General features: G+C 72.9%; 10 protein-coding genes. 2 read left to right on the forward strand and 8 right to left on the reverse strand.

Annotated elements, in window-relative coordinates:
* The 5 genes from ACW0Q9_RS23415 to murJ form a co-directional block, all read right to left on the reverse strand.
* Positions 1 to 248 (reverse strand): NAD(P)/FAD-dependent oxidoreductase (locus tag ACW0Q9_RS23415; protein ID WP_456184709.1); only part of this gene is annotated, 248 nt, incomplete at its 3' end.
* Positions 249 to 425: 177 nt separating this feature from the next.
* Positions 426 to 1,391, reverse strand: a complete 966-nt coding sequence (locus ACW0Q9_RS23420; protein WP_456184711.1) for a hypothetical protein — start codon at positions 1,389 to 1,391, stop codon at positions 426 to 428.
* Complete coding sequence (gene sigM / locus ACW0Q9_RS23425) at positions 1,388 to 2,119, reverse strand: RNA polymerase sigma factor SigM (RefSeq protein ID WP_456184713.1); 732 nt, start codon at positions 2,117 to 2,119, stop codon at positions 1,388 to 1,390. Before sigM ends, ACW0Q9_RS23420 begins: the two co-directional genes overlap by 4 nt.
* A 43-nt stretch (positions 2,120 to 2,162) precedes the next feature.
* Complete coding sequence (locus ACW0Q9_RS23430) at positions 2,163 to 3,776, reverse strand: protein kinase domain-containing protein (RefSeq protein WP_456184715.1); 1,614 nt, start codon at positions 3,774 to 3,776, stop codon at positions 2,163 to 2,165.
* A gap of 430 nt (positions 3,777 to 4,206) precedes the next feature.
* Positions 4,207 to 5,946: a murein biosynthesis integral membrane protein MurJ gene (gene murJ / locus ACW0Q9_RS23435; protein WP_456184717.1), complete on the reverse strand. Its 1,740-nt coding sequence runs from the start codon at positions 5,944 to 5,946 to the stop codon at positions 4,207 to 4,209.
* 132 nt (positions 5,947 to 6,078) lie between these two features.
* On the opposite strand from murJ, the gene ACW0Q9_RS23440 reads away from it, so the two are divergent.
* Together ACW0Q9_RS23440 and ACW0Q9_RS23445 are read left to right on the forward strand one after the other, a co-directional pair.
* Positions 6,079 to 7,539 carry a CCA tRNA nucleotidyltransferase gene (locus tag ACW0Q9_RS23440; RefSeq protein ID WP_456184719.1) on the forward strand — a complete coding sequence of 487 codons (1,461 nt, stop codon included), beginning with the start codon at positions 6,079 to 6,081 and terminating at the stop codon, positions 7,537 to 7,539.
* A gap of 182 nt (positions 7,540 to 7,721) precedes the next feature.
* The gene (locus ACW0Q9_RS23445) at positions 7,722 to 9,761 is read left to right on the forward strand and encodes a S8 family serine peptidase (RefSeq protein ID WP_456184721.1); all 2,040 of its coding nucleotides are present in this window, start codon (positions 7,722 to 7,724) and stop codon (positions 9,759 to 9,761) included.
* 60 nt (positions 9,762 to 9,821) lie between these two features.
* On the opposite strand, the gene ACW0Q9_RS23450 is transcribed toward ACW0Q9_RS23445, so the two are convergent.
* From ACW0Q9_RS23450 to ACW0Q9_RS23460, 3 genes are read right to left on the reverse strand one after another with little or no spacing between them, the layout of a single operon-like run.
* The gene (locus ACW0Q9_RS23450) at positions 9,822 to 11,327 is read right to left on the reverse strand and encodes a flotillin family protein (RefSeq protein ID WP_456184723.1); all 1,506 of its coding nucleotides are present in this window, start codon (positions 11,325 to 11,327) and stop codon (positions 9,822 to 9,824) included.
* Between the two features lie 27 nt (positions 11,328 to 11,354).
* Positions 11,355 to 11,897 (reverse strand): hypothetical protein, encoded by a 543-nt coding sequence (locus ACW0Q9_RS23455; RefSeq protein WP_456184725.1) that lies wholly within the window; start codon positions 11,895 to 11,897, stop codon positions 11,355 to 11,357.
* 18 nt (positions 11,898 to 11,915) lie between these two features.
* On the reverse strand, positions 11,916 to 12,374 hold the full coding sequence (locus tag ACW0Q9_RS23460; RefSeq protein ID WP_456184727.1) for a hypothetical protein: 459 nt from the start codon (positions 12,372 to 12,374) through the stop codon (positions 11,916 to 11,918).
* Between the last annotated feature and the right edge of the window lie 31 nt (positions 12,375 to 12,405).

Below are 12,405 nucleotides of genomic sequence, written 5' to 3' on the forward strand. Positions count from 1 at the left end.
ACGTCGTCGGTGAGGAACTCGGCGCCGAACCGCTCGGCCTGCTTGCGCATGTTGTCCATCAGCTCGGGGCCGAGGATGCCGTCCGCGAACCCGGGGAAGTTCTCCACCTCGGTGGTGGTCATCAGCGCGCCGCCGGACTGCACGCCCTCGATGACCAGCGGCTTGAGGTTGGCGCGCGCGGCGTAGACCGCCGCCGTGTAACCGGCCGGCCCGGAGCCGATGATGATCAGGTTGCGGACCTCGTCCACTGCCGTCTCCCGATGTGTGTGTTCGTCACCGGCGCGCACCGATGTCGATCCGAGTGCCGACGGCTCAGCGGCGCCGGCGCCTGACTTGCAGAACGTCATCGTACGAAGCGGGGATTCCCGAGTCGGGCATCCGGTGGGTCACGTCACGCGGCAGGACACGCCCGGGTGACCGCGACCTCACCCTACCCGCGTGGTGTACCGGGTGTCCGCGCCGGACCCGGGGACCCCGCACTCGGGTCCGCCCACCCAGGCCCACCGGGCGCCGCCCGCGTCGGTGAAGGTGACCACCAGTGCCGGGCTGCCCCGGAACCGGGCGTAGTCGACCAGGTCGACGGTGAGCGGCCCGGCGCCGTGTTCGGCGCCGATCTCGGACAGGCAGGCGGCCAGCGCCTCGGGGCGGGCCAGCCGGTCCAGCCCGGTGGCGGCCGAGACCCGGTGCTCGTCCTGCCCGGTCGCGGGGCTCGCCTTGCCGCTTCCCGCGGAGGACCTGTCGAACGTGGCCGGCCCCCGGGCGAGAGCGTCGGGGGTGTAGTCGGTGCCGCTGTGCCGGGGCGGCCCGGTGGTCCGGAACGGCGCGGCGGCCAGCGGGGCGGCCTCGCCGTTCGCCCGGCTGCCGGCGCTGTCGGCCGTCCCGGTGATCCGGCCGGCGCCCGCGTCGACCAGGTGGCTGACCCCGAACCCGACCGCGGTCACCGAGGCGGCGGCCAGTGCGACCGGACCGGCGAGCCGGGCCCAGCGTCGGGAGCGGCGACCCGGTCCGGTGTTCCGGCCCGGCCGGCCCGTCCCGCCGGACGGACGGGTACCCCGGCCCGGCTGTGCCGGCACGGCGGCCGGGGCCGAGCCCGGGTCGGCCGGGTCGGCCGCCAGGTCGCCGGTCGGGGCGGGGCCGGCGCCGGTGAGCGCCGCGGTGATCCGGTCCGCCACGGTGGCCGGCAGCTCCGGGGCGGGCTCGGCCGCCCAGTCGGCCAGGTCGGCGTGGACCAGCTCGACCGCCCGGGCCAGGGCGGCGTACGCCTCGCCCCAGGCCGGGTCCTGCTCGACCAGCCGGGCGACGGTGGCCTGCTCCGGGGTGCCGTCCAGCGCCCCGCCGAGGTAGTCGGCGAGCAGGTCGTGGTCGACCTCGCTGAACTCCCGGGAAGTCACGTCTCCTCCTGGCTGGCGTCCGGCCGGGACCGTCCCGACGTGGATCCGACGCCCTCGGGCTGCCGCGGGTTCCCGCCGGTGACCCGGGGCACGTCCGCGGCCTCGTCGGAACCGGTGCGCAGGTGCCCGAGGAGCACGGCCAGCCGGGCCCGACCCCGGGCGCACCGGCTCTTCACCGTCCCCTCGGCGACTCCGAGCATCCGGGCCACCTCGGCCACCGGGTAGCCCTGCACGTCCACCAGGACCAGTGCGGCCCGCTGCTCGACGGGGAGCGCGGCGAGGGCCTGCCGGACCACCAGGGCGGTGTCGTGGTCCCGTGCCGGCGCGGCGGGCTCCACCCCGCCGGTGTGCCGGCCGGGCTCCCCGTCGGTGTGCACTCCGTCGGGCAGCGGGACCGTGGCGTGCGTCTGGCGCCGCCGGATCCGGTCCAGGCAGGCGTTGACCACGATCCGGTGCAGCCAGGTGGTGACCGCCGAGTCGCCCCGGAACCGGGCCGCGGCGCGGTGCGCCGAGAGCAACGCGTCCTGGAGGGCGTCGGCAGCCTCCTCGCGGTCGCCGACCGTCCGCAGGGCCACCGCCCAGAGCCGGTCCCGGTGCCGGTGGAACAGCTCGGTGAAGGCGTCCCGGTCACCGGCGACGTGCGCCCGCAGCAGGTCGAGGTCGGACACCGCGGCCGGCGGGCCGTCCCCGGTCGCCGGCCCGGGGGTGAGCCCACCGCGACCGGCCATCACCACGTCCGGCGGAGGCGGTGCACCGGGTGCGGCGAACGGTTCACGAGCCCTGGACCGTGATTTCCTGGACCCCGAGCTTCCACCCGCCGCCGCCGTCCTTCTCCGGCAGCTCGGTGATCCAGAAGAGGAGGTACTGGTACTTCTTCTCCGGGTCGAACCCGTCGAAGGTCATCGTGGTGCCGTCGTGCTCCTCGAACGGCTGCCCGATCCGCTCGGTGTAGGCGGCGACGAGCTTCTTGTCTTCGGAGGAACTGGACGCGAACTCGCGAGTGCCCGCGCGCAGCTCCGCGGAGGCGCCGGTGGACGACAGGGTGGCCTGGATCGACTTGACGGTGCGCGGGGCGCCCAGGTCGATCCAGATGCCCATGCCGTCTTTCAGGCCGCCGAACTTGCCGTTGTTCCGGTAGCTCTGGGTCTCCCAGCCGTCGTTCGGGTCGCCGTCGATCACCTTCTCGGCGTCCCGCACCTCGGCGCGGTCCCGGCTGTCCGGGTCGATGATCCGGACGTCCTGGATGGTGAGCTTGCGGACCGGCGCGGCCGGCGTGCCGGTGCCGCTCCCGGCGGGCGCGCTGCTGGTCGGCTGGGCCACCGGCTCCTTGCCGGACTCCTTGTCGTCGCCCAGGGCGCTGATCCCGATGAGCAGCCCGACCAGGGCGACCGCGAGCAGGCCGGCGATGCCCAGGGCGACCTTGCGGCCGCCGGCCGCGGCCAGCGGCGAGGGCTCCTCACCGGTGTCGGCGGTGAAGCGAAGTGGACCGGCCTGCTCCAGGAAGTGCTCGTCGGCGGGGATGTCGAGCCGGTTCAGCTCGGCCGAGAGCACGTCCGACGAGGGCGGCGCGATCTCCGGGTCGAGCAGGTCCATGGTGAGGTCGTCGAGGTACGCCGGCACCCCGGCGCGCACCTGGCGGGGCGCGGCGATGGCGCCGCCGGCGTCCCGGACCGCGTCGGGGAGGGCGGCGCGACCGTGGCCGGCGGTGGCGCCGTGCAGCGGGGCCTCGCCGTGCGGCCAGTGGCCGGTCAGGGCGAAGTAGAGCACTCCGCCCACCGCGCGCAGGTCGTTCTCCTGGCTGTCCGCCCCGTCGGTCCGCGCGTCGGCCAGCACCACGCGGCCGTCGTCGCTGATCATCACGGTGCCGGGGTGGACGTTGCCGTGCACCATTCCGGTGGCGTGCACGGCGGCGAGGGCGCTGGCGACCGCGCTGCCGATGGCGGTGGCCCGGGCCGGGTCCAGCGGACCGTCGGCGGCGACCAGCTCGCGAAGCGACTGCCCGTCCACCCACTCGCGGACCACGTAGGCCCGGTCGGCCTCGTCGATGGCGTCGTAGACGCCGACCAGGTTGGGGTGGATCACCCGGCTGGCCGCGACGGCCGCCTGGAGCATCTCGGTGGCGGAGTCGCCGCCCGGGTAGCGGAGGACCACCGCGACGGGGCGGCGCAGGACGACGTCGACCCCGCGCCAGACCAGCCGGCCCGCGCTGTCGTTGTTGATGTGCTCGACCAGCTCGTAACGCTCGGCAAGGATCTCACCGGCCGTGGGAGCACCGAAGGTCACGACCGGAGGAGAACTCTCCTCCGCCTCCTGACCCTCGCCGACCTGGGTCACCCGTCCTCCCTCGGTGATCGTGTCGATCGATGGACCCGTGCTGCTGGGCATGTGGCTTCCCGCTCTGCCTTGGCTGGAACCGGCAGACCGGTGTCGACGCCCACGTCGGCACCTGCCGTACCCGTCGAGAGCGACCTTACCCGGGATGCCCGGTTCTCCGACATGTCATCTTCCCGCCGGAGCCGGTGGGACGCCAGTGACCGCAGGGATCGGCCGGGTAACGGCCGGGTCCGGCCACGTCGCTGGGACACGCACGCCCAATCTAGAGGTTGACGGCAAGTAGTCGGCGCAGGGGCGCACCGGGTGTGGCGGCCTCTGTGACCCGAGGGAGTTTCCCCTGCTCCGGCCGCTCACCCTCAGCCGTACGGTTGGTTGTCCACAGGCCGAGAGGCCCATTGGGCGGCGGAACACCGAGTTATCCACAGCCGTATCCCCAGGCTGGTGATCCTCGTTCACGGTCCGTCATCGGTGCTGGTCGAGGTCACCGCCCGAGCCGGCGGCGGACCATCCCGACCACCTCGGTGATCTCGCCGATCCGCAGCACCATGGCCAGCCCGAGGTACGTCACGCCGATCACCACGCCACCGATCACCAGCTGAACGGCGGCGGCGAGCCAGCTCAGGTGCGCCGGGTCGCCGGGGAGCAGCTTCACCACCAGCAGGCCGACCAGGGCCGCGCCCAGCGCGGCGACCACCACCCGGCCCATGGTCCGCATGATCCCGCCAAGCCCGATCCGGCCCACCCGCGGCCGCAGCAGCAGCGCCGAGATGACCGCCGCCGCCACGTACGAGATCGCGTTGCCGAGCATCATGCCGGCCGCCGCGAAGGTGGCGGAGAAGGCCAGGTAGAGGCCGATCTGGAGGAGCACCCGGAGGGCCACCACCGGGATGTTCACCAGGGCCGGGGTGCGGGTGTCCGGCAGCGCGTAGAAGGCGAAGGTGAAGAGCTGGCTGATCGCGAAGGGCACCAGACCGATCGCCGCGACCAGCAGCACGGTCGAGGTGGCCACCGCGTTGTCGCCGGTGAAGGCGCCGTAGCGGAAGACCACCACCGAGATCGGGCCGGCCAGCACCGCGTAGCAGACCGCGATCGGCGCGAGCACCGCGGTGACCATCCGGGTGCCCCGGGACAGGTCCGCGGTGACGTCGTGGAACCGGCCGTCGGCGGCGGCCGCGCTCATCCGGGGCATCAGCGCCGTGATGATCGAGACGGCGATGATGCCGTGCGCCATCATGAGCAGCAGGAAGACGTTGTTGTAGATCAGCAGACCGGCGCTGTCCTCGCCCGCCGCACGGGTGAGCAGGTTGACCACCACGAAGAGGCCGAGCTGGTTGACCGCGACGTAGCAGAACATCCACGCGCCGAGCTGGGCCAGCTCGCGCAGCCCCAGCTCGCGGAAGTCGAAGCGCAGCTTCCACCGGAAGCCGACCTTGCGCAGGGCCGGCAGCAGGCCGGCCGCCTGGACCGCCACGCCGAGCAGGGCGCCCCCGCCGACCAGCAGGATCTGCCCCCAGCCCATGTCCTCCGGCCGGATCGCCTCCGCGCCGTAGATCAGGATGTAGAGGCCGAAGGCGCCGATCACCACCAGGTTGTTGAGGATCGGCGCCCACATCGGGGCGGCGAAGTGCCCCCGGGTGTTCAGCACCGCGGCGATCAGCGCGCTCAGGCCGGTGAAGAACAGCATGGGGAGCATCAGGTAGGACAGGTTGGTGACCAGGTCGGTGTAGCTCTCGTCCTTGCCGCTGGCGTAGAGGGCGGTGAGCACCGATGCGCCGGCCATCGCGATCAGCGCCGTGGCGGCCAGGGCGAGCACCGCCAGGGTCAGCAGCCGCTGGGCGTACGCCTCACCCCGGTCCGGGTCGGTCTTGCGGCGGCGGACCAGCACCGGGATCAGCACGCTGGTGAGCACGCCGCCGAGCAGGAACTCGTAGACCTGGTTCGGCAGGAACTGGGCGGTGGTGAAGACGTTGCCCACGAGGTTGCCCAGCGCCGCGCCGACCATCAGGTTCCGGACGAAGCCGGTGCCCCGGCTGACCAGGCTGCCGATCGCCATCACCGCGCTGTTCGCCGCGGCGCTGGTCTCGGCGACCACCTCCTGGGGCGGCGCGGTGGCCTCGACGCCGGGCTGGTTCAGCGGCTCCGCCGAGATGAAGGTGGCGCCGTCGTCCGGCGGCAGGCCGCCGCCGGACGCGTTCGCGCTGCGGTAGAGCCCGCCGCCCATCTCCCAGCCTCCAAGGGGTACGCCAGAACCGGGCCTGGCCGGCCCCGCCCAACCGAAACCTTAGTCAACCTCGGCCCGTTACCCGCGCCCGGCGCAGGAGCCACGGCCCCGGACCGATAGGCTGGCGATCCCATGTCCGAAGCCTCCGCCTCCCACGCCGCCGACCGTCGCGACCTGACCGCCGCGCAGCGCAACGCCGTCGCCGAACTGCTCCGCGTCTCCCCGGTCGCCGACGAGCTGGGGCGGCGTTTCGCCCAGGCCGGTCATGAACTGCACCTGGTGGGCGGCTCGGTCCGGGACGCCCTGCTCGGTCGCCTCGGTGACGATCTGGACTTCTGCACCGACGCCCACCCGGACCAGACCATCCGGATCATCCGTGGCTGGGCCGAGTCGATCTGGGAGACCGGGCGGGAGTTCGGCACCATCGGCTGCCAGCGCGACGGGCTCCGGCTGGAGATCACCACCTTCCGCGCGGAGGCGTACGACCAGGTCAGCCGGAACCCGATCGTCGAGTACGGGACCAACCTGGTCGACGACCTCAAGCGCCGGGACTTCACCGTCAACGCGATGGCGGTCAGCGTTCCCGACCACCGGTTCACCGACCCGTACGGCGGCCTGGCCGACCTGGCCGCGAAGATCATCCGTACCCCCGGCACGCCCCAGGAGTCGTTCCGGGACGATCCGCTGCGGATGCTGCGCGCGGCCCGGTTCGCCGCCCAGCTGCGCTTCAGCGTCCACCCAGACGTGCGCGAGGCGATGACCCGGATGGCCGCCGACCTGGACCGGATCACCGCCGAGCGGATCCGGGACGAGTTCACCAAGCTGCTGTGCGGCGCCGACCCGCTCACCGGGCTGCGGCTGCTGGTCGACACCGGGCTGGCCGAGCGCTTCCTGCCGGAGCTGACCGGGCTCAAGCTGGAGATCGACGAGCACGCCCAGCACAAGGACGTCTACGAGCACACGCTCACCGTGGTCAGCAACGCCATGTCGATGGAGGAGGACGGCTGCGACTTCGTCCTGCGGATGGCCGCGCTCATGCACGACGTCGGCAAGCCGGCCACTAAGGCGGTCGGCACGGACGGCCGGGTCAGCTTCCACCACCACGAGGTGGTCGGCGCCCGGCTGACCAAGGCCCGGATGAAGGCGCTGCGCTATCCCAAGGACGTGACCGCCCAGGTCGTCAAGCTGGTCGGCCTGCACCTTCGCTTCTACGGGTACGGCCGCGGCGAGTGGACCGACTCGGCCGTCCGCCGCTACGTCACCGACGCCGGTGACCTGCTGTCCCGCCTGCACAAGCTGACCCGCTCCGACTGCACCACCCGCAACCGGCGCAAGGCGTCCCAGCTCGCCGCCGACTACGACGCGCTGGAGGAGCGGATCGCCCGGATCGCCGCCGAGGAGGACCTGGCCCGGGTCCGTCCCGACCTCGACGGCAACGCGATCATGGAGCTGCTCGGCGTGCCGCCGGGGCCGGTGGTCGGGCGGGCCTGGCAGTACCTGAAGGAGCTGCGGCTGGAGCGCGGCCCGCTGGAGCGGGACGAGGCCGAGGCCGAGCTGCTGCGCTGGGCCCGGGAGCAGGGCGTCGCCGGCTGACACCGCCCGGCCCGGAAGCGACGACGATACGCCGGCGTGTCGACCGAACGGTTGACGCGCGTCGGTCGATGTCTCCCGCATGATGGTGGTCATCGCAGGCCTCCCTATCTCGACGGTGAGGCCGATCTGATCGCATCCGCCCGTCCGATCCGGACGGTCGCCGGACACGGGGAGAAAACTCGGTGACACGCCACGGCGCGCTGCGCCGCTCTGCGCTGGTGGGGCTCGCCCTCACCTCGGCAACCTCCATCTTCTGCGCCGCCACCGGCGGCCCGGCCCTGGCCGACCCGCCCGGCACCCCGCGGGCCGAGGTCCGCGGCGCCGACGCCACCGGCGCGGTGCCGGACCGCTACATCGTCGTGCTCAAGGACGGCAAGGCCACCCCCGCCGAGGTGCGGGCCAGCGCGTCGGCCCTCGCCGACGAGCACGGCGGTTCGGTCCGCCGGGTCTTCAGCAAGGCCCTGCGCGGCTACTCCGCCACCATGAACCGCCGGCAGGCGGAGAAGCTCGCGGCGGATCCCGACGTCGCCTACGTCCAGCAGGTCCAGCGCTGGTCCGCCAGCGACACCCAGACCACCCCGCCCTGGGGCCTGGACCGGATCGACCAGACGAAGACGAAGACCGACAGCCGCTACACCTACCCGGCGACCGGGTCCGGCGTGACCGCGTACGTCATCGACACCGGCATCGACATCGCCCACCAGGACTTCGGCGGGCGGGCCAGCAACGGCTACGACGCCGTCGAGCAGGACAACGTGGCGCAGGACTGCGACGGCCACGGCACGCACGTCGCCGGCACGATCGGCGGCACGAAGTACGGGGTGGCCAAGGCCGTCAACCTCGTCGCCGTACGGGTGCTGGACTGCGAGGGCAGCGGCACCAGCGAGCAGGTGCTCGCCGGCATCGACTGGGTGACCACCAACGCCGTCAAGCCGGCCGTCGCCAACATGAGCCTCGGCTTCGGCGGCACCGACCAGGCGGTCAACGACGCGGTCGCCCGCTCCATCGCCTCCGGCGTCACGTACGCGGTCGCGGCCGGCAACAGCATGCAGGACGCCTGCGGCGTCTCCCCGGCGAACGTGCCGGCGGCCATCACGGTCGGTGCCACCGACCAGGTGGACTTCCGGGCCTGGTTCTCCAACTACGGCCGTTGCCTGGACACCTTCGCCCCGGGCACCGGCATCGTCTCCGCCGCGAAGGGCACCACCAACGGCTCGGTGGCGATGAACGGCACCTCGATGGCCTCCCCGCACGTGGCGGGTGCCGCCGCGCTGCTGCTGGAGGCGCACCCGACCTGGACCGCGCAGCAGGTGCGGGACTCCATCGTCACCACCGGCCTCGGCGGTGCTGTGCACGACACCATGGGCTCGATCGACCGGCTGCTGCACGTCGGCACGGTCCCGACCGCCCGCGGCTCGTACGGCCTCAAGGCCCGGGTCAACGGCCGCTACGTGACCGCGGAGAGCGCCGGCACCAAGCCGCTCATCGCCCGGGGCACCACCATCGGCGCCTGGGAGAAGTACGACGTGGTGGACGCCGGCGGCGGCCTGTACGGCCTGCGCGCCCGGATCAACAACAAGTTCGTGACCGCGGAGAGCGCCGGCGCCAAGCCGCTGATCGCCCGCGCCGCCGCCATCGGCGCCTGGGAGAAGTTCCAGATCATCGACAACACCGACGGCACGATCAGCCTCAAGGCGGCGGTCAACGGCCGGTACGTCACGGCGCCGAGCACCACCTCGCCGCTGATCGCCAGCAAGACCGCGATCGGCACCGCCGAGAAGTTCGACTTCGACGCGCCCGCCCCGATCGTCGGCATCAAGTCGCTGGCCAACGGGAAGTTCGTCACCGCGGAGAGCAGCGGCACCAAGCCGCTGATCGCCCGGGCCACCACCGTCGGGGCCTGGGAGAAGTTCGAGATCGTCAGCGTCGGCGACGGCTTCTTCGGCCTCAAGGCGCTGATCAACGGCAAGTTCGTGGCCGCGGAGAGCGCGGGCGCGAAGCCGCTGATCGCCCGGTCCGCCTCGATCGGTCCGTGGGAGACGTTCGACTTCCTCGACTACAACCCGGACGGCTCGATCTACCTGCGCGCCTACGTCGACGGGCAGGCGGTCACCGCCGGCAGCACCGGCACCAGCCAGCTCATCTCCAGCCGCACCATCGACTGGAACAGCGAGACCCTGGGTCTCGGCATCGGCGAGAAGTTCGTCGTCGCGGTCATCTGACCGACCACATAACGGCGCCCGCCGGCATCCCCGACAGGGGAACCGGCGGGCGCCGTCGTGTCACGGGGTGACGGCGGTGCCGTCCACGGTGTTCCTGCCGTTGGTGTGTGCGCTGCCCAGCTTGGCGAGCAGCCCGGCCAGGTCGATGCCGGTGAGGTCGCTGCCGAGTTGGAGGCCCTGCGCCACGTTGCCGGCGACAGACTTGGTGAGCGACGAGGCGCCGTCGGTGGAGATGACGGTCATCTTGTCGATCGCGCCGATCGGGGCGCTGGCCGCCTCAACCACCTGCGGCAGCACCTTGACCAGCAGGTCCAGCACCGCGGCCTCGCCGTACGCGGCGAACGCCTCGGCCTTGCGGGCCATGGCGTCGGCCTCCGCCTGCCCCTTGGCCAGGATGGCCGCGGCCTCGGCCTGACCCTCGCGCTCGACCGCCTCGGCGATCGCGGAACGCCGGCGCTGCTCCGCCTCACCCTCCTTGGCGCCCTCGATCGCGTTCGCCTCGGCCAGCGCGGCCCGGCGGGCCCGCTCGCCCTCACCGGTGAGCCGGGCCTGCTCGGCCGCGGCCTGGGCGGCGGCGATGGTGGCCTGCCGCTGCGCGTCGGCGGTGAGCACCGCCGCGTTGCGGGCCGCCTCGGCCTCCTGCTCCACCTTGTAGCGGGCCGCGTCGGCCGGCTTGCGCACCTCGGTGTCGAGCTGGCGCTGCTTCAGCTCGGCGTTGCGCTCGGCCACCTTCTGCTGCTCGGAGAGGATCGCCTGGTCCCGCTCGGCCTGAGCGAGCGGCCCGGCGGCCGCCGACTTCGCCTTGGCCGCGTCGATCTCGGCCTGGATGGCCGCCTGCTTGAGCGACAGGTTCCGGTTCGCCTCGGCGATCGCCTCCTCGGCGAGCAGCCGCTCCTGCTCGGCCGCCTGCCGGGCCCGGGCCTCGGCGATGGCGGCGTCCTTGAGCACCCGGGCCGCCTCGGGCCGGCCCAGGTCGGCCAGGTAGGACCCCTCGGCCAGGATGTCCTGGAGCTGGAAGGTGTCCAGCACGAGACCCTGGTTGGTCATCGAGTGCTCGGCCTCCTCGGCCACCGCGCTCGCGAACGCGGCCCGGTCCCGGATGATCTCCTCGACGGTGAGCCGCCCGACGATCGAGCGGAGCGCGCCGGCCAGGACCTCCCGGGTGAAGTTGTCGATCTCCTCCTGCTGGTTCAGGAAGCGCTGGGCGGCGGCCCGGATCGCGTCCTCGGTGCCGCCCACCTTGACGATGGCCACACCGTGCAGGTCGGTCCGGATGCCCTGCTTGCTCACCGCCCCCTTGATGCCGACGTCGATCCGCCGGCTGGACAGGTCGAGGGACTGGAGCTTCTGCACCACCGGCAGGACGAAGACCGAGGCGCCGAGCACGACCTTCTGCCCGGACATGTCGGTGGACCGGCCGCCGTCGGCGGTCTGGGTGGTCCGGCCCTTGCGGCCGGTGACGATGAAGGCCTGGTTCGGGCCGGCCACCTTGATCCGGGACAGCACGAAGAGGACGAGGACGACGGCGAGGAGGACCGCGCCGCCGATGGCGACGAGCAGAGGCATGGGAGTTCCCGTCTGTGCTGGAGGGAATCAGTAGGTCTCGACGTGCACGCTGGTCTCGCTGAGCGCTTCGACCACGAAGATCCGGGCGCCGACCGGGATCGGATGGTCCGCCCGGGCGTTGAGCTTGACCGGCTGGCCGGCGAGGCGTACCCGGACCTCGCCGTAGCCGTTGGCGGGGACCGGGGTCACCACCAGGCCGATGGCGCCGACCAGGTGGTCCCGGGTCGGCGTGGCGTCCGTGCGCATGTTCCGGGCCGCGCGGCTGAGCCGGGCCGCCAGCCAGCCGGTGGGCACGGCGGCGAGCACGCCGCCGGCCACCGCCGCCGCGATCATCCCGGGGGTACGCCCACCGAGCAGCTCGTTGACGATCGCGGCGCCGAAGCCGAACGCCCCGGTGAACCCGGCGACCGCCTCCAGCGACACCGGCCCGTCGACGTCCGGATGGCCGAGGTGGAGCACCCCCGACCCGAGCAGAGCGAGCGTCAGCACGCCGACCCCGGCCCCGCCGATGATCAGGAAAATGAGCGTCCCCGTGGCCACGACCTGCACGGTATCGATGGCGTGCAACATCGACTACTGAGCGAACGGTCAGCGCGGCGCGACGGTCACCTCCAGGTCGACCAGCTGTTTCGGCAGTGGCTGGCGGACCAGTTCCCGGCCGGCGGGGTCGGCGAGCACGAAGTCCCGCGACCCGTTCGGCCGGCGGTAGAGCAGCCGGTCGTCGGTGACCCAGACCACGTCGGCGGTGGGCAGCGGGTTCACCACCCGGCCGGTGGCCGTCTCGACCAGCAGCGGTTCCCGCTGGCCCTGGACGACCACGAGCTTTCCGTCCGGCGACCACGCATCGGGGCCGGCGGGCGCGCCCGGCACGGTGACGAGGCGGGTGGGGCGGCCGTCGTCGGCCGAGAAGAGCTGCACGCCCTTCGCGAGATCCCGCGGTTCACTTTCCGGCGCGTCACGGGCGGTCAGCGTCAGCCCCACCTCCCGACCGCCCCGCATCCAGGTGAAGTCGCAGAAGTCGGTGCAGGACCAACCCAGCTTCCCCACCCGATGGGTCCTTTTCGTGCCGTCGGTGGCC

The sequence above is a fragment of the Micromonospora sp. I033 genome (assembly GCF_053890995.1).

What these genes read in the sequence shown, in the direction of transcription:
- sigM (WP_456184713.1), bottom strand. Translation starts at nt 2,119, where the DNA reads ATGGCCGGTCGCGGTGGGCTCACCCCCGGGCCGGCGACCGGGGACGGC.
- ACW0Q9_RS23430 (WP_456184715.1), bottom strand. Translation starts at nt 3,776, where the DNA reads ATGCCCAGCAGCACGGGTCCATCGATCGACACGATCACCGAGGGAGGA.
- murJ (WP_456184717.1), bottom strand. Translation starts at nt 5,946, where the DNA reads ATGGGCGGCGGGCTCTACCGCAGCGCGAACGCGTCCGGCGGCGGCCTG.
- ACW0Q9_RS23440 (WP_456184719.1), top strand. Translation starts at nt 6,079, where the DNA reads ATGTCCGAAGCCTCCGCCTCCCACGCCGCCGACCGTCGCGACCTGACC.
- ACW0Q9_RS23450 (WP_456184723.1), bottom strand. Translation starts at nt 11,327, where the DNA reads ATGCCTCTGCTCGTCGCCATCGGCGGCGCGGTCCTCCTCGCCGTCGTC.
- ACW0Q9_RS23455 (WP_456184725.1), bottom strand. Translation starts at nt 11,897, where the DNA reads ATGTTGCACGCCATCGATACCGTGCAGGTCGTGGCCACGGGGACGCTC.